Origin of the sequence: Celeribacter sp. PS-C1 (genome assembly GCF_019429625.1) — a bacterium.
GTDB lineage: Bacteria > Pseudomonadota > Alphaproteobacteria > Rhodobacterales > Rhodobacteraceae > Celeribacter.
In genome coordinates, this window is sequence record NZ_JAHXRW010000019.1 from 1 (window position 1) to 16,304 (window position 16,304).

The 16,304-nt window shown below is 59.9% G+C and carries 13 protein-coding genes and 3 pseudogenes; 8 read left to right on the forward strand and 8 right to left on the reverse strand.

The genetic code is table 11. The annotated features are described in order from the left end of the window. From J5Y17_RS18185 to J5Y17_RS18215, 8 genes and pseudogenes are all read left to right on the forward strand, one after another. Positions 1-182, forward strand: a 182-nt coding sequence (locus J5Y17_RS18185; protein WP_219787284.1) for a hypothetical protein, incomplete at its 5' end; no start/stop codon positions are given. Continuing rightward, the gene (locus J5Y17_RS18190; protein WP_255572208.1) at positions 133-3,000 is read left to right on the forward strand and encodes an efflux RND transporter permease subunit; all 2,868 of its coding nucleotides are present in this window, start codon (positions 133-135) and stop codon (positions 2,998-3,000) included. The genes J5Y17_RS18185 and J5Y17_RS18190, both read left to right, overlap by 50 nt. Before the next feature lie 185 nt (positions 3,001-3,185). After that, positions 3,186-4,390 (forward strand): IS3 family transposase gene (locus J5Y17_RS18195; RefSeq protein ID WP_255572209.1). Its coding sequence is split into 2 segments (ribosomal slippage): positions 3,186-3,435 and positions 3,435-4,390, totalling 1,206 coding nucleotides; the frame shifts between segments, so codons are not numbered across the junction. A 32-nt stretch (positions 4,391-4,422) separates the two neighbouring features. Further along, a pseudogene (locus tag J5Y17_RS18200) lies at positions 4,423-5,367 on the forward strand (IS21 family transposase); the annotation flags it as partial. Beyond that, positions 5,364-6,128, forward strand: coding sequence for an IS21-like element helper ATPase IstB (gene istB / locus J5Y17_RS18205; RefSeq protein ID WP_219787285.1), 765 nt, complete (start codon positions 5,364-5,366; stop codon positions 6,126-6,128). The pseudogene J5Y17_RS18200 and the gene istB, both read left to right, overlap by 4 nt. A 184-nt stretch (positions 6,129-6,312) precedes the next feature. Further along, positions 6,313-6,453 (forward strand): annotated as a pseudogene (locus J5Y17_RS19360) (transposase); the annotation flags it as partial. 147 nt (positions 6,454-6,600) lie between these two features. Continuing rightward, positions 6,601-7,620, forward strand: a complete 1,020-nt coding sequence (locus tag J5Y17_RS18210) for an IS110 family transposase (protein ID WP_255572210.1) — start codon at positions 6,601-6,603, stop codon at positions 7,618-7,620. Positions 7,621-7,979: 359 nt separating this feature from the next. Beyond that, positions 7,980-9,061 (forward strand): annotated as a pseudogene (locus J5Y17_RS18215) (IS3 family transposase). Between the two features lie 132 nt (positions 9,062-9,193). Here J5Y17_RS18215 and J5Y17_RS18220 read toward each other — a convergent pair. From J5Y17_RS18220 to J5Y17_RS18255, 8 genes are all read right to left on the reverse strand, one after another. Continuing rightward, positions 9,194-9,526: a hypothetical protein gene (locus tag J5Y17_RS18220; protein WP_219787287.1), complete on the reverse strand. Its 333-nt coding sequence runs from the start codon at positions 9,524-9,526 to the stop codon at positions 9,194-9,196. A gap of 16 nt (positions 9,527-9,542) precedes the next feature. Next, the gene (locus J5Y17_RS18225) at positions 9,543-10,379 is read right to left on the reverse strand and encodes a dioxygenase (RefSeq protein ID WP_219787288.1); all 837 of its coding nucleotides are present in this window, start codon (positions 10,377-10,379) and stop codon (positions 9,543-9,545) included. A 27-nt stretch (positions 10,380-10,406) separates the two neighbouring features. Beyond that, positions 10,407-11,435, reverse strand: coding sequence for a branched-chain amino acid ABC transporter permease (locus J5Y17_RS18230; protein WP_255572211.1), 1,029 nt, complete (start codon positions 11,433-11,435; stop codon positions 10,407-10,409). A gap of 9 nt (positions 11,436-11,444) precedes the next feature. Further along, positions 11,445-12,308, reverse strand: a complete 864-nt coding sequence (locus J5Y17_RS18235) for a branched-chain amino acid ABC transporter permease (protein ID WP_219787290.1) — start codon at positions 12,306-12,308, stop codon at positions 11,445-11,447. After that, entirely contained in the window at positions 12,305-13,018 is a 714-nt protein-coding gene (locus J5Y17_RS18240) for an ABC transporter ATP-binding protein (RefSeq protein WP_219787291.1), read from the reverse strand. Before J5Y17_RS18240 ends, J5Y17_RS18235 begins: the two co-directional genes overlap by 4 nt. Beyond that, on the reverse strand, positions 13,015-13,734 hold the full coding sequence (locus tag J5Y17_RS18245; protein WP_219787292.1) for an ABC transporter ATP-binding protein: 720 nt from the start codon (positions 13,732-13,734) through the stop codon (positions 13,015-13,017). Before J5Y17_RS18245 ends, J5Y17_RS18240 begins: the two co-directional genes overlap by 4 nt. 67 nt (positions 13,735-13,801) lie before the next feature. Further along, positions 13,802-15,067: an ABC transporter substrate-binding protein gene (locus tag J5Y17_RS18250; protein WP_219787293.1), complete on the reverse strand. Its 1,266-nt coding sequence runs from the start codon at positions 15,065-15,067 to the stop codon at positions 13,802-13,804. Between the two features lie 40 nt (positions 15,068-15,107). Beyond that, positions 15,108-16,196 (reverse strand): maleylacetate reductase, encoded by a 1,089-nt coding sequence (locus tag J5Y17_RS18255; RefSeq protein ID WP_219787294.1) that lies wholly within the window; start codon positions 16,194-16,196, stop codon positions 15,108-15,110. Positions 16,197-16,304: the final 108 nt, after the last annotated feature.

Consider the following 16,304-nt stretch of genomic DNA (forward strand, 5'->3'; position numbering starts at 1 on the left):
TACGCCCAAACCGCGTAGCCAATGACCGAGCGTGGGAAACGGAAACCTTTAAGGCGCGAAAGATCAGACAGATTCAACATGGCATCGCGCTACAACGACAAGTCGATGGCAACAACCTGACAATGCCTCTATATGCAAAGTTCGTCGAGCGAGGGATCGTCCTCGATCTCGCTGACGTTTGACGAAAGCGTCGATCCGGTGGATGCGCAAAACGAGGTGCAATCCAAGATTTCGCAGGTCGAAAGCCAATTGCCCGATGCGGTGCAAAGCTCCGGCGTCAGCGTGTCGCGGTCATCCTCGTCAATCCTCATGGTGGGCGCGATTGTCTCCACCGATGGCAGCTATTCCACCATTGAGCTTGGCGACATCCTCGACAATCAGGTCTCCGGCCCTGTGCAGCGCACCGATGGTGTGGGCGGGATCAACAGTTTCGGGTCGGGCTATGCCATGCGGATCTGGCTCGATCCGCTCAAGCTTGTGCAATACAATCTGACGCCCGCCGATGTGACGGATGCCGTCACGGCGCAGAACACGACCGTGTCCGTCGGCTCCTTGGGCGAATTGCCCGTGGTCGAGGGGCAACAGTTCACCGCAACCATCACCGCGCAAAGTCAGCTGACCTCCGTCGAAGAGTTCGAAAGCATCCTTCTGACCACCGAAGAGGACGGCAGCAGCGTCGTCTTGGGCGATGTCGCCGACATCGAAATCGGGCAAGAGGATTATGGCTCAGACGCGCGGTTCAATGGCGCGAATGCGGCAGGGTTCGGGGTAAACCTCGCCACTGGGGCGAATGCGGTCGACACCGCCAATGCCGTGCGCGCGACGCTCTCCGAACTGGAGGCCTCTCTGCCCGCAGGTGTTGAAATTCAATATGCCTATGACACCTCGCCCTTCGTCGAGCTGTCGATTGAAAAGGTCTATCACACGCTGATCGAGGCCATCGTTTTGGTGTTCCTCGTGATCCTGGTGTTCCTGCAAAAATGGCGGGCAACCATCATTCCGATCATCGCCGTGCCGGTCGTTTTGGCCGGGACGTTTGCCGTGCTCGCAGCGCTTGGATATTCGATCAACACGCTGACGATGTTCGCTATGGTGCTGGCCATCGGGCTTTTGGTCGATGACGCCATCGTGGTGGTCGAGAACGTCGAACGCACCATTGAGGACGAGGGCCTCGCGCCGATGCCCGCGACCGAGAAAAGCATGGGCCAGATCACAGGCGCGCTTGTGGGCATTGCGCTTGTGCTCTCCGCCGTGTTTTTGCCGATGGCGTTTTTCGGCGGCTCTACGGGGGTGATCTATCGCCAGTTCTCGGTGACGATCATCACCGCGATGGTGCTTTCTGCCGCCGTGGCTTTGATCCTCACACCCGCGCTATGTGCCACGATTCTCAAACCCGCGAAACATGGCGAAGGCATCGCACCCGCGCGCTGGTTCAACCGAAATTTCGACCGTGCGAATGAGGGTTACACCTCTGCCGTGGCGCGCATTTTGAAACGTCCCTTCATCATGATCCTCGTTCTGGCTGCCTTCCTTGCGGGCGCTTGGGGCGTCTACACGCGGCTGCCGTCATCCTTTCTGCCACAGGAGGATCAGGGCGTGTTGATGGTCATGGTCAGTCTCTCCGAAGGGTCCACCACGCCTCAGACCGAGCAGGTTGTCGCACAGGTGGAGGACTATCTTTTGACCGAGGAAAGCGCAGCCGTGGAAAGCACGTTCGCGACGCTGGGCTTTGGCTTTAGCGGTACGGGACAAAACACTGCGATGCTGTTCGTGAAGCTTAAGGATTTCGATGAGCGCGAAGGCGATGATTTGACAGCCTCCGCGGTCGCCACGCGCGCCACGATGCATTTCGCGGGGCTGCGCGCGGGGCAGGTGATGTTCATGCAACCGCCCGCCATTCCCGGACTTGGCAACACCTCGGGTTTCTCCCTAGAGCTCGTAGACTATGGCAACACCGGGCGCGATGCCTTGATCGCGGCGGCGGAAGAAGTGGAAAGCTTGGCCAATCAGGACGGGCGCTTGCAGAACGTCGATGTTTCCGGCGTCGATAGCGAAGCGGTTCTCAAACTTATCATCGACCAACAGAAAGCCGAAAGCTTTGGCGTCTCGGTGAGTGAGGTCAATTCGATCCTCTCGACCATCTTTGCCGGGTCTTCGGTCAATGATTTCGACATGAACGGATCGCTGCGCCCGGTGATCGTCATGGCGGATGCAGCCTACCGGATGCAGCCCGAAGACATTGAGGGCTGGTACGCCCGCAACACCGATGGCGACATGGTGTCTTTCGCGTCTTTCGTGACGACCGAATGGGTGTCCGTGTCGCCCTCTCTGTCGCGGATGGATGCCATCGATTCCATCGAAATCTCCGGCTCCCCCGCTGATGGGGTCAGCTCGGGCGAGGCGATGGATGTGATCCAGGAGATCGCCGAGGGCGTCGACGGCGGCTATGGCGTGGCCTGGACGGGGCTGTCCTATCAGGAACAGCAATCCGGCAGTCAGGCGCCCTATCTCTATGCGCTCTCCGTGCTGGTCGTCTTCCTATGTCTCGCCGCGCTCTATGAAAGCTGGTCGGTGCCCTTCTCGGTGATGCTGTCTGTTCCCGTCGGGGTCTTTGGCGCGCTTTTGTTCGCTTGGCTGTTCGATCAATCGAATGACGTCTATTTCAAAGTCGGCATTCTGACGACCATCGGTCTGGCGGCGAAAAACGCCATTTTGATCGTGGAATTCGCGCGTGGCCTCGAAGAAAAAGGCATGGAGGTGGTCGAGGCGGCGATTGAGGCGGCAAAGCTGCGTTTGCGTCCGATTCTGATGACCTCTCTGGCCTTCATGCTGGGTGTGCTGCCTCTGGCGAAAGCCACGGGGGCAGGGGCCTCGGCGCAGAATGCCATCGGTTTCGGCGTTTTGGGCGGGATGGCGGCGGCGACCTTCATCGGGATTTTCATGGTGCCGTCGTTTTATGTGATCGTGCGCAAACTGACCGACCGACGCGGGCGCAGCTAAAGCACCTGAGAACGGCGGTGCAAAATTAGACCACGGTAGCGCCGCCATATTGGCGGTGCGGGCGGCGTAAAAGTCGTCCACTTTTTCCCTTCTTGCGGCGGCATGGAGGGCGAGGAGATTTACACTGAGCTGCTGCCGGTTTCATGGACACCGAGATAAGGTGTTAATGAAACTGGAGAATCTACATGACAAGAAGGATGTTCAGCCGCGAGTTCAAACAAGAAGCGGTGGAGTTGATAACGAAGCGTGGTGTCAGCATGGCGCAGGCTTCAAGGGATCTTGGAATACACGCGACTGTTCTTCGTCGATGGGTGCGTGCTGCTGAAGCAGACGGTCCCTCGGCGTTCCCTGGCAACGGAAAGCTAACACCCGAGCAGGAAGAGCTCAGAGCGCTTCGGCGTGAGGTGACCAAGTTGAAGGCTGAGCGCGATATTTTAAAAAAGGCGGCCGCCTACTTCGCCAAGGACCAGCTGTGATGTTTGGCTTTGTTGCGAAGCACCGAGGGGTCTGGCCGGTGAGTTGGATGTGTGACGCGCTCGGTGTGTCACGAAGTGGCTTCCATGCCTGGCTAACGCGATCACGAAGCGCGAGGGAGTTGCGCGACGAAGAACTGTCGTCGGCCATTCGTGCAAGCTTTCTACGGTCGGACCGGACCTACGGAGCCCGGCGGACCTGGCATGATCTTCTCGAAGACGGATATACGTGTGGCTTGCATTGCGTTGAACGGTTAATGCGACAAGCGGCCTTCAAAGCCCGCCCGAAGCGTCGCCAGCCTCCAAAGGACCACGGCACACGATCGGTCATAGCTGCAAACGTGCTGGAGAGAGAGTTTGAGGCAAACGGTCCGAACCAGAAATGGGTAGCGGACTTCACGTACATCTGGACAGCGGAGGGCTGGCTTTATGTCGCCGCCGTTATTGATCTCTTCTCGCGACGCGTCGTCGGATGGTCCATGAGCGATCAAATGACGTCCCAGATGGTCACGGACGCTTTGATCATGGCGATCTGGCGCAGAGGGCGGCCAAAGGAGTTGCTGCACCATTCCGATCAGGGCAGCCAATACACCAGCGAACCGTTCCAAAGGCTGTTGGCCGATCACGGCATCACCTGCTCGATGAGCCGGTCTGGAAATGTCTGGGAGTTCAAGACGGTCCGCGCCAGCGGATTGAATGATCCGGGGGATCATTCAAAGGCGCAGAACGCCGCAATGGAGAGCTTCTTCTCGTCTTTGAAAACTGAAAGAGTCAGGCGCAAAACCTATCGAACCAGAAGACAGGCTCGCGCCGATGTGTTCGATTATATTGAGAGGTTCTACAATCCAACGCGTCGCCACTCGACCATCGGCTATTTAAGCCCTATGACCTTCGAGGAGCGAGCTATGAAAGCTTAAGTTGCCGTCCACGAAACCGGCAGCAGCTCAGGGTGCCGCAGTCGGTGCTTTATGACAATGACCGCTGCCTGGTCTCGAAGATCCAGCCGGATGGTACCCGGGTACGCGCCAAGCTGTTCAGCGGGTTGCTGTCACACTACCTGTTCCGAGATCGCTACGGACGGCCCGGCAAAGGGAATGATAAGGGGAATGTTGAGGGAATGGTGGGCTATGCCCGCCGTAACCACATGGTGCCGATCCCCCACTTCCCGGACTGGGAGAGCTTCAACGCCTATCTCGAAGAGCAGTGTCTCGCTCGTCAGAACGATATGCTCCGGGGGCACACGGAGACCATCGGCTCGCGTTTGCAACTGGATCTGGCCGAGATGCGCCCCTTGCCAGCCACTCCCTTTGAGGCCTGCGCACAGGCCAGCGGTCGGGTGAGTTCCCAGTCTTTGGTCCGCTACGACACCAACGATTACTCGGTCCCCGTGGCTTACGGCCATCAGGATGTCTGGGTGCGGGCCTATGTCGATCAGGTGGTGATTGGTTGCCGTGGGGACGTGATCGCACGCCATCCGCGGTGCTACGCGCGCGAGGACATGGTGTTCGACCCGATCCACTACCTCCCGCTGATCGAACGCAAGATCAATGCCCTGGATCAGGCCGCGCCTCTTGCAGAGTGGGGCTTGCCAGACGACTTCGACACGCTGCGCCGCCTGATGGAAGCGCGCATGCTGAAGGCAGGGCGCCGCGAGTATGTCCAGGTGCTGCGCCTTCTGGAGACCTTCGGCATGGAGGAGCTACACACCGCCGTAAAACAGGCCCTGAAGATGGGCGCGGTCGGCTTTGATGCTGTGAAGCATCTGGTTCTGTGTCAGGTCGAGAAGCGGCCCCCACGGCTCGACCTCGAGGTGTACCCCTACCTGCCACGGGCGCGGGTCGAGACGACCTCCGCGGCCAGCTACATGTCCCTGATGTCGGAGGCTGCGGAATGACCCATGTCCCCGAGATCCTGCTGGAGCATCACCTCAAGAAGCTGAAGCTTCCGACATTCCTGCGTGAGTATCAGAAGGTGGCGCGCCAATGCGCCACCGAGGGCTTGGATCATGTCCAGTTCCTGACGCGCCTGGTCGAACTGGAGCTGATCGATCGCGAGCGACGGATGGTCGAGCGCCGCATCAAGACGGCCAAGTTCCCGGCCACCAAAAGCCTCGACAGCTTCGACTTCAAGGCAATCCCCAAGCTCAACAAGATGCAGGTGCTGGATCTGGCGCGCTGCGACTGGATCGAACGGCGCGAGAACGTAATTGCTCTTGGGCCAAGCGGCACCGGTAAAACCCACATTGCCCTCGGCCTGGGGCTCGCCGCTTGCCAAAAAGGAATGACCGTCAGCTTCACCACCGCCGCTGCTCTGGTCAACGAACTGATGGAGGCACGCGACGAGCGCCGCCTACTGCGGGTTCAGAAGCAAGTGGCCAGCGCCAAGCTGCTGATCATCGACGAATTGGGCTTCGTCCCTCTCTCCAAAACCGGTGCCGAGCTGCTCTTCGAGTTGATCTCGCAACGCTACGAGCGCGGGGCCACGCTGATCACCAGCAACTTGCCCTTCGATGAATGGACGGAAACCTTTGGCACCGAGCGCCTCACCGGCGCGCTCCTGGACCGGCTGACCCACCACGTCAACATCCTCGAGATGAATGGTGAGAGCTATCGCCTGGCTCAGAGCCAAGCGCGAAAAGCCACCAAAACCCCCTGATCGAAAATCCATGACTTGGCCCTCACGGGCCAAGGCGACCAGTCAACCGCCAGCTATTTGGGGAGCGCGGTTGACTGGTCGCCTACGCTCTGCGCACCCGTTACACACAACACCAAAGTGGCCTACTTTTGCGCCGCCCAATGGTCTGATTTTACTCCGCCGTTGACAAACGAAGCGAGGTGTCAGCATGGCGCAGGCTTCAAGGGATCTTGGAATACACGCTACTGTTCTTCGTCGATGGGTGCGTGCAGCTGAAGCAGACGGTCCCTCGGCGTTCCCTGGCAACGGAAAGCTAACACCCGAGCAGGAAGAGCTCAGAGCGCTTCGGCGTGAGGTGACCAAGTTGAAGGCTGAGCGCGATATTTTAAAAAAGGGCGAGGCTTGTCCGCCATTGATGGTGTGGATGGCCCCATCAAACGGCATCGCAATGTGCCAAGGTGGGTTTGACTACAGCCACCGAAAGGAGTCAACTATGGAACAGCCTAACACGATCGGCCTCGATCTGGCCAAGAATGTCTTTCAGGTTCATGGTGTCAGCGCGAATGGGACCGTGGTGTGCCGTCGCCAGTTGAGGCGGGCACAGCTTCTGATGTTTTTCTCGCGACTGGAGCCTTGTCTGGTTGGCATGGAAGCCTGCGCTGGCGCGCATCATTGGGGGCGGGAGATCGCCGCGTTGGGGCATGAGGTCCGCCTCATGCCGCCAGCATACGTCAAGCCTTACGTGAAGCGAGGCAAAACAGATGCGGTCGACGCGGAAGCCATCTGCGAAGCGGTGACGCGCCCGACCATGCGCTTTGTACCGGTGAAATCGGCAGAGACCCAGGCAGCCCTGCTCGATCACAAGACGCGGGATTTCCTTGTCCGGCAACGGACGCAGATCATCAATGCAATCCGGGCACATATGGGTGAGTTCGGCGTCGTGGTGGCGAAAGGCATCCAGAACATCGAGCGTCTGATCGCCGCCGCCCGGAACGTACCGGAAGCCGCACGAGCTGCCGTGGATATGCTGGCTGACCAGCTTCAGGACACGCAGAACCGGATCGATGCGGTCACGGCACGGATTGCTGAGAGCCAAGCCGATGATCCATTGGCTCGGCGTTTGGCAACGGTGCCCGGGGTAGGCGCGATCTCCTCAAGCGCCATTGCCGCGACGACGCCGGACGTGAGTGCCTTCCGCAGCGGCCGTGACTATGCGGCCTGGCTTGGCCTGACCCCGCGCGCCTATTCCAGCGGCGGCAAGGCACGGCTAGGGCGGATATCGAAGGCCGGAAATCGGTATCTGCGACGGTTACTCTATCTGGGTGCCATGGCCAGGATTAGCGCGCGGCGGGGCCGCCGAGCGGCAGCCTCGGACGCCACCCCCGACTGGCTCGACCGAATGCTTGAGCGCAAGCCGGTGAAGGTCGTCGCAATCGCATTGGCGAACCGCATGGCGCGGACGGTATGGGCGCTGATCAGAGGCGGCGAGAGCTACCGGGCGGCCTTGGCATGAAGTGATCGAGATCGGCCACCAGCGCTGAGCTGGCAGGCCAGGAGATGGTGAGGCGCAGCGTGAGGTGATGGCATAGAGACGGTAAAAGCGGAACGGAACACCCAGTTCGGACCGAAGCGCCTTTGAGCGCGTGCCATTGATCGGGATCCGTCCGTTGGCTGACTTCATCAAGGCGCGCAGCGATAGATCTGCAAATTGACGCCGTATACATGGCCGCGACCGACCGAAATGCCAGACCCAAACAAAGCTCTTGCCAAGGGGGCCATCCATACATGGTCCGAGGAGTTGCCAGAGGGTGCGCCATTGGTCCAATCGCCGCTGGCGACGCCGAGCGCCTACTTCGCCAAGGACCAGCTGTGATGTTTGGCTTTGTTGAGAAGCACCGAGGGGTCTGGCCCCTCTCGGCAGATTGCTTTGCAATCGCCTGCCGGCACATGGGTGAGTTGGATGTGTGACGCGCCAGGTCGTGTCACGAAGTGGCTTCCATGCCTGGCTAACGCGATCACGAAGCGCAAGGGAGTTGCGCGACGAAGACCTGTCGTCGGCCATTCGTGCAAGCTTTCTACGGTCGGACCGGACCTACGGAGCCCGGCGGATCTGGCATGATCTTCTTGAGTTAAGCTGTTAAGAAATTGGTCTGGGGGATCAATTTTAGGCGCAAACGGATATACGTGTGGCTTGCATTGCGTTGAACGGTTAATGCGACAAGCGGCCTTCAAAGCCCGCCCGAAGCGTCGCCAGCCTCCAAAGGACCACGGCACACGACCGGTCATAGCTGCAAACATGCTGGAGAGAGAGTTTGAGGCAAACGGTCCGAACCAGAAATGGGGTGAGCCAATGTCTCGCCACTGGTCCGAGAGACATTGGCGAACGACTTCACGTACATCTGGACAGCGGAGGGCTGGCTCTATGTCGCCGCCGTCATTGATCTCTTCTCGCGGCGCGTCGTCGGCCTCCTCTCGGCAGATTTGCATTGCAAATCGCGTGCCGGGCACATGGGTCCATGAGCGATCAGATGACATCCCAGATGGTCACGGATGCTTTGGTCATGGCGATCTGGCGCAGAGGGCGGCCAAAGGAGTTGCTGCACCATTGCGATCAGGGCAGCCAATACACCAGCGAATCGTTCCAAAGGCTGTTGGCCGATCACGGCATCACCTGCTCGATGAGCCGGTCTGGAAATGTCTGGGAGTTCAAGACGGTCCGCGCCAGCGGATTGAATGATCCGGGGGATCATTCAAAGGCGCAGAACGCCGCAATGGAGAGCTTCTTCTCGTCTTTGAAAACTGAAAGGGTCAGGCGCAAAACCTATCGAACCAGAAGACAGGCTCGCGCCGATGTGTTCGATTATATTGAGAGGTTCTACAATCCAACGCGTCGCCACTCGACCATCGGCTATTTAAGCCCTATGACCTTCGAGGAGCGAGCTAGAAAAGCTTAAGTGGCCGTCCACGAAACCGCCAGCAGCTCAAACCACGGACTTAATCTTGCAGTCTCAGAAAGGCGAAGGGGCGCTCACATTTCAAGGTGGCGAGCCGCCTGCCAAAACAAAAGTTCCGCCAGGCACACCCTTTCAACGACGTGCGAAATATTTGGCCGGGTCCATTGTTGTGATGCGGACGCTGGCATGGTGCTTGCAGGCAGATGAAATCATCGCCTGCAACTCACCCGCCACCTCATTAAGCAGGTCAGCGCCACGTCCCTCTTTTCCCAAGACCCGCAGATCCGCGCTGACAAGCGTCTGATCCTTTGGACAAAAGACTGGATTGACAGACAGGTGGCTAAACTCCTGTCCGACGTCGAGTTTCTCGCACAGCATAGCCCGCATGGCAGGCAGAGCAGACATCAAATCCTGCCCCTTTTCCTGCCACACGTCGTGCTCAATTGCTATTGAAAGCAAAGGCATAAGACCTCCTCACGCGTTATTCGGAAACCATGACGAAATCGAAAGGCGAGCGCCATTCCGTCTCGCCTTTGACATGCTCGAAGGGCGCGACCAGCGTTTCCTTGACGCCGAACACGCTGTCGTCGTTCAGATAGCTGTCATCGCCGACAAAGGTATGCGTGACGATGGTCTTGAAGCCGGGTGCCGTCACCATGAAATGCATATGCGCCGGACGGTAGGGATGCCGCCCGAGGTGGCCCAGCATTTTGCCCACCGGACCGTCATCGGGGATCGGGTAGCTCACCGGTTTGATGCCGACAAAACTATAGGCCCCGTCCGAGCGGGTGATGAACCGGCCACGGTTGTTGAACTTTGGCTGGATGTCGGGCTGCTGCACATCGTAGAAACCTTCGGCATTGTCCGACCACACGTCCACGCAGGCGCCTTCGATCGGCTCGCCGTGAATGTCGATGACCTTACCGATAAAGAGGCAACTGTCGCCCTTGCCATCAAGGGAGATGGTGTCCCCCATCTGACGGATCGGCGCATCCGCGACGTGGAACGGACCGAAGACGGTGTTTTCGGTCGCACCGGCGGGGCGACGGTTGTTGATCGCATCAACCAGCATGGAAAAGCCCAGCACGTCGGACAAGAGGATGAACTCCTGCCGTTCCGGGCTACAGATCTGGCCGGTTTGGGTCAGAAAGTCGATGCCGAAGTCCCATTCTTTCTGGGTCAGCTCGACCTCCTTGGCGAAGGCATGCAGGTGTTTGACAAGCGCCCCCATCACGATTTTCAGACGCGGATCGATATCCGAACCCATGCGGGCGTTGACGGCCTCGACAGAGCCTTCCTCGGTGAAATAATCGGTCATGGGCTTCCCCTTTCTGTTACATGAATATCAGCGCTCGGAGCGCTGCAGCGATTTGTGCCGCAGCGGCAGAAGTTCGATCCCCGTCTTTTCGGTGAACATCCCCCAAAGCCCCTTGCGCGCGAAGAGCATGATGACGATGCCGATGAGGCCCAGCACGATGAGGTAGACCGTGCCATAATCGGCGAGCACGCGTTGCAGGATGTAGAAAACGAGCACCCCCACGACAGGGCCAGGCAAAGTGCCGATGCCGCCGATGACGGTGATGAAGATGACGAAGGCAGTCCAGTCCACGACAGAGAACGCCGCATCCGGGCTGACCCGCGTGATCTGGATAAAGAGAAGTGCGCCGCAAAGCCCTGTGCCGAAGGCAGACAGGACAAAGACCAGCGCTTTGAGCCGCAAGGGATCGACCCCCACCGAGCGCGCCGCCTCGACATTGTCGCGGATAGCCTGCAGCCCGAGCCCCATACGCGAGCGCAGGAACACATAGCCCGCAAGAAGCGTCACTACGGCGAGGCCGAGCGCCAGCCAATAGGTCAGCGCATCCGCCGCCGCCGAAGACGAGACCCCCAGCAGATCCTTGATCTGCGGCACGCCGAACATGTCCTTGGTGGTGCCTTTGGGCAAAGAGGTGCCGGTGCCGCCGCCGAGCGCTTTCCACTGGGCGACGGAAAGCCGAACGATTTCGGCCGACACCCAAGTACCGATGGCGAAATAGGCCCCGTTGAGGCGGAAGGTGAAAAAGGCAATCGGCAGGGACAGGAACATCGCCGCCACCCCACCCAGAAGGATCGCGGGCAAAGGGTCCCAGCCCCAAAGGATCACGCCGCCGAACATGGCATAGGCGCCGATGCCGACGAAGGCCTGTTGCCCGACGGACACCAGCCCCGCAAAACCCGCCAGCATGTTCCAGTTGAGCGCCAGCACCAGAAGGGTGAGTACCATGAACAGGTCCTGCACCATGGCGCGCGATCCGATCACCGGCACGAAGACCAGCGCCAGAAAGACCAGCGCCGTGATCCCGCGCGAGAGGGTGGATTTGGAAGAATTGGTCATCATAAGCTCTCAGTCATTGGCGCGCGGGAACAGCCCGCGGGGACGGATCAAAAGGACGATCACAAAGGCGATATGGCCCGCAAGGATCTGCCATTCGGGATTGACGGCAGCGCCCAAAGCCTGCGCCACCCCGATCAGGATGCCGCCCGCAAGCGTGCCCCAGAGCGAACCGAGACCGCCAATGATCACCGCTTCGAAGGCATAGATCAGGCGTGCGGGGCCGATAGAGGGATCGAAATTGGCGCGAATACCAAGATAAAGCGCTGCGATGGTGGCCACGACCATCGCGATACCAGTGGCGATGGCGAAGACATTGCGCGGACGAATGCCCATGAGCCCCGCCGTCACCGCATCGTCGGAGGTGGCGCGAAAGGCCTGGCCCAGTTTGGTGCGGTAAAACAATTGGTTCAGGGCAAAGATCACCACCACGGCTGAGATCAGCGTCAAAAGCGGCATGACGCCCACGGTGATCGGCCCAAGCGGCAGGGAGGCGGCCTCGATGGGACCTGCGGACAGCTTCTGGCTGTCAGCCGAGAAGCTTTCGAGGAGACCGTTCTGGATCACCACAGACAACCCGAAGGTGACAAGAAGCGGCGGCAGGATGTCGTCGCCCAGCACCCGGTTGAGCACATAGCTTTGCAACAGCCAGCCGACGGCGAACATCACCGGAGCAGCGATCAGAGCCGCCACGAAAGGATTCAGTCCCAGAAGGTTCACGACCGTCAGAATGAGAAATGCCGCCAGAACGATGAGATCGCCATGCGCCAGATTCACCAGCCGCATGATCCCGAAGACAAGGCTCAACCCCGCAGCAAACAGCGCATAAAGCCCGCCCAAAAGGATGCCCTGAACAATGGTATCGACCCAGATCATGCGCTTACTCCGAAATAGGCGTCATGGATCGCATCGCGCGACAGCTCTCCGGGCGCACCGCTGAGTGTGATCCGACCTTCCATCATGCAACAGACGTGATCTGCGACCTTGAGCGCCTGCCCGATGTCCTGTTCGACCACGATGACCGAGGCCCCGCTTTCGCGGATGCGCGGGAAGGAGGCGTAGATGTCGCGGATGATCACCGGAGCGAGGCCCAGCGAAATCTCATCGCACAAAAGCACATCTGGGTTCGACATCAGGGCGCGCCCGATGGCGACCATCTGCTGCTGACCGCCCGACAGGGCTGTGCCCGGATTGTGGCGGCACTCTTTCAGGATCGGAAAAAGATCGTAGATCGCCTCCAGTGTCCAATAGCCATTGCCGGTCCGACTGTGCGCGCCAATGAGGATGTTTTCTTCGACCGTGAGCGAAGGAAACAGCCGCCGACCCTCGGGCACCATGGAAATACCCGCCTCCAACACCTCGGGCGCCGAAAGCGCGCCGATGGGGCGACCGTTCAATTGTATCGCCTCGGCGGGGCTAGACAGAATGCCGGTGATCGCCCGCATCAGCGTCGATTTCCCGGCTCCATTGGCCCCGATGATCGCCAGCGCCTGCCCGCGTTGGAGCGTCAGATCGACGCCGAACAGCGCCTGAAAATCGCCATAGAAGGCGGTGAGATTTCGGATGGAAAGGACAGCGTCCGTCATACTTCGATCCCCAGATAGATTTCCTTGACCTCGGGCGAGGCCATGACCGCATCCGGTTCGCCGATCATCAGCATCTTGCCAAAGTTCAGCACCATGAGCCGTTCGACCACGGAGGTGAGCGCATGGAGCACATGTTCGATCCAGATGATCGCCGTGCCCTCTGCGTGAATGGATTTGATCGTGTCGATCAGCGCGCCGCATTCCGCCTCGGTCAGCCCGCCCGCTATCTCGTCGAGCAGAATGAGCTTGGGCGAGGTCGCCATGGCGCGCGCCAGTTCAAGGCGCTTGCGCTGCAACAAAGACAGCCCGCCGGAGGTGGCATCCGCCACAGTGGCAAGCCCGGTGCGGTCGAGAATATCCATGCAGAATTCCGCCGCATGGTGACCGTGATGCCCGCCACCGAAATTGGCCGCCACCAGCAGGTTTTCGAACACGCTCAGATGGGTAAAGGGTTGCGGAATCTGGAAAGACCGCCCGATCCCGGCCGCCACCCGGCTCATCGGCGGCTTTCGCGTCACGTCCACCCCGTCAAAGAGGACACGCCCCTCATCGGGCGCGATATTGCCGGTGATCAGATTGAACAGCGTGGATTTTCCTGCGCCATTCGGCCCGATGATGCCCAAGGCCTCGCCCGGCGCGACCTCGAAAGAGACCGCATCGGTGACTTTGAGCGCACCAAAGGATTTCGACACCTTGTCGAGTGTGAGAAGGGACATGTTTTGCCTCTTTTGGGAGGGCTGGCGACCGAGGCCGCCAGCCGGTTCCAGTCTCGGTTCAGGGGGCTCAGTTCAGCATTTCGAGCGAGCCGGTCAGCGCAATCTCGGGGGCAAGCCCGTTCTCCACGATCACCAGATCGAAACTGCCGTCGTCCTGCATCCGCCACTGACCGCCCACGAGCGGGGTCTTCGACACATTGGCCTGCGCGAAGGGCGGCACATTGTCCCGGCCCCACTGGATCTTACCCACGGCACTGTCGAGATTGGTCGCGCCAATCAGCTCCGCCATCTCGTCGCCATCGGTCGGATCGTCAGCGCGTTTGATCGCATCCATCGCCACTTCAAAAAGGCCGTGAACGAAGCCGAGCGGCTGGGTCCAGGTGCGGCCCGCGTAATCCTCGAACTCACCAGCAAGATCGGCACAGCTCTGCCCCGTCAGAGACGAGCTGAACGGATGCATCGGCGACCACCAGACCTCGCAGGTCAGGTTATGCGCCAGTTCTCCAAGCGCCGCGACGCTTTCCGGGAACAACAGCGCCTTGGCAACGGACACCATTTTCGGGTTGAAGCCCTGTTGTTTCGACTGGGTCCAGAAGGTGGTGAAATCCGGCGGGATCGGAATGCCGGTCAGAATTTGCACATCATTCTGTTTGAACGCATTGATCTGCGCGGAAAAGTCATCCGTCAGGTTTTGATAGCGCCCGGTGTCGGTCAGGCTGTACCCCGCACCCGCAAGCGCCGGCGGCATGCCTTGATCCGAGGCCCAGGCATTGCCATCGCCGTCATTCGGCCAAAGCGCGCCGACGGATTTGTTGCTGTCGATCATGTCCCACATGTTCATGAAGACTTTCACATTGTCCTCAAGACCCCAGAAGAAATGGTGGACGTATTCGAATTCCTGCCAACTGGCCGGGTCGGCGGGGTTGCCCTGCTGGCCGATGAACCATGGCTGCCAAGGCGCCACAGAGGAGATCACCGGCACTTCCTCGGCTTCGGCGATGGTACAGACCGGGTTCGTCGTCTCGGGCGTCGAGGCCACGCAGATCAGGTTCACCTCGTCGCGCACGATCAGCTCACGGGCGACCTCGGCGGCACGGTTCGGGTTCGACTGGCTGTCCTTGACGATCACCTCAACATCCACGCCCTGTGCTTTGGCGGTCTTGATGAAGCTCTCGACAACATAGGCGTCGGCGGCGGCAAAGCCGCTCAAGGGCCCGGTTTGCGGGCTGACATAGCCGATCTTGACGGGGCCGCTTTTGGCCAGTGCCGGCATCGCCAGCGCGCTGGCCGCCGTGGCCGCCCCGGTTTTCAGAAATGTGCGTCGTGAAAGCATGAGTCTCCTCCCTAAGGTTTATGCTTTTCTTATCTTTTTGTTATGTCCCGCTTTCGGGCGGCGCCCCCTCCCAGGCACGCCCCAAAAGGGCACGGATCGCGTCCCGCTCCACCGGGCGCGGATTCCAATAGGGGTTCTTCACCGCGATATCCGCCGCACGGTCGAGATCGGTCTCCTCCAGACCGAGATCGCGCAGGGACATGGGCGCGCCGAGTTCCTTGGCAAACTGCCAAAGTCCCACCCCCAGATCGCCGCCGAACAGATCGGCGAGCGGTTGCAGGGCCTCTTTCGCGGCCCCGGCATTATAAGCCGTCGTATGGGGCAACATGACCGAATGGGTCTCCGCATGGGGCAGATCGAAGGAGCCGCCCAAGACGTGACAAAGCTTGTGATGCAATGCCATGCCGACAGACCCCAGCACCGTGCCGCACAGCCACGCGCCATAAAGCGCATCTCCCCGCGCCACCGCATCCGCGGGCGTTTTGACAATCACCGGAAGCGCATCACGCAAGGCCCGCACGCCCTCGACCGCCATCATTGACGCGATGGGATTACGGTCCTGCGCATAAACGCCCTCAACCGCATGAGCCATGGCATTGAGCCCCGAGGTGACCGACATGCCGACCGGCAAGCCAAGTGTCAGTTCCGGATCGTAAATCACCGTTTCCGGCAGGATCGACGCCGCGCGCACCGTGGTTTTCACCCCGTTTTCGGTCTGGCCGAGAATAGGTGTGACTTCGGACCCAGCATAGGTCGTCGCCACCACAAGCTGCGGGCAGTCGTTGCGATAGGCGATGGCCTTGCCCAGCCCGATGGTCGAGCCGCCGCCAAGTGCAATGACCCCGTCGGCGCCCGCCGCCACATAGGCTGACATGGCGGTTTCGGTGATCTCGACCGGCGTATGCATGGTGGCATTCGCGAACACACCCGCCGCCTTGTCGCCCAGTGTTTCGGCCAGAGCGTCGGCATCCGCTTTCTGAAATGGCGTCGAGAGAACAAGCGCGCGTGTCACACTCAAGCGATCAAGTTCGGCTGCCACGTCGCCACGTTTTCCCGCGCCAAAGACAATCCGTGCCGGGTTGAGGGTGCAGGTAAAGGCCCCCGAATGCTGCGGTGTGTGCTGTGTCATTTTTTCTCCTATGTCCATGCCCTCTCCTCCAGACGGCATGGCACTCTCTCACGGACGATAATCGGAAAATCGGGGCAATGGATCACATACGCAAAAGATTACATAACC

What these genes read in the sequence shown, in the direction of transcription:
- J5Y17_RS18190 (WP_255572208.1), top strand. Translation starts at nt 133, where the DNA reads ATGCAAAGTTCGTCGAGCGAGGGATCGTCCTCGATCTCGCTGACGTTT.
- istB (WP_219787285.1), top strand. Translation starts at nt 5,364, where the DNA reads ATGACCCATGTCCCCGAGATCCTGCTGGAGCATCACCTCAAGAAGCTG.
- J5Y17_RS18210 (WP_255572210.1), top strand. Translation starts at nt 6,601, where the DNA reads ATGGAACAGCCTAACACGATCGGCCTCGATCTGGCCAAGAATGTCTTT.
- J5Y17_RS18220 (WP_219787287.1), bottom strand. Translation starts at nt 9,526, where the DNA reads ATGCCTTTGCTTTCAATAGCAATTGAGCACGACGTGTGGCAGGAAAAG.
- J5Y17_RS18225 (WP_219787288.1), bottom strand. Translation starts at nt 10,379, where the DNA reads ATGACCGATTATTTCACCGAGGAAGGCTCTGTCGAGGCCGTCAACGCC.
- J5Y17_RS18230 (WP_255572211.1), bottom strand. Translation starts at nt 11,435, where the DNA reads ATGACCAATTCTTCCAAATCCACCCTCTCGCGCGGGATCACGGCGCTG.
- J5Y17_RS18235 (WP_219787290.1), bottom strand. Translation starts at nt 12,308, where the DNA reads ATGATCTGGGTCGATACCATTGTTCAGGGCATCCTTTTGGGCGGGCTT.
- J5Y17_RS18240 (WP_219787291.1), bottom strand. Translation starts at nt 13,018, where the DNA reads ATGACGGACGCTGTCCTTTCCATCCGAAATCTCACCGCCTTCTATGGC.
- J5Y17_RS18245 (WP_219787292.1), bottom strand. Translation starts at nt 13,734, where the DNA reads ATGTCCCTTCTCACACTCGACAAGGTGTCGAAATCCTTTGGTGCGCTC.
- J5Y17_RS18250 (WP_219787293.1), bottom strand. Translation starts at nt 15,067, where the DNA reads ATGCTTTCACGACGCACATTTCTGAAAACCGGGGCGGCCACGGCGGCC.
- J5Y17_RS18255 (WP_219787294.1), bottom strand. Translation starts at nt 16,196, where the DNA reads ATGACACAGCACACACCGCAGCATTCGGGGGCCTTTACCTGCACCCTC.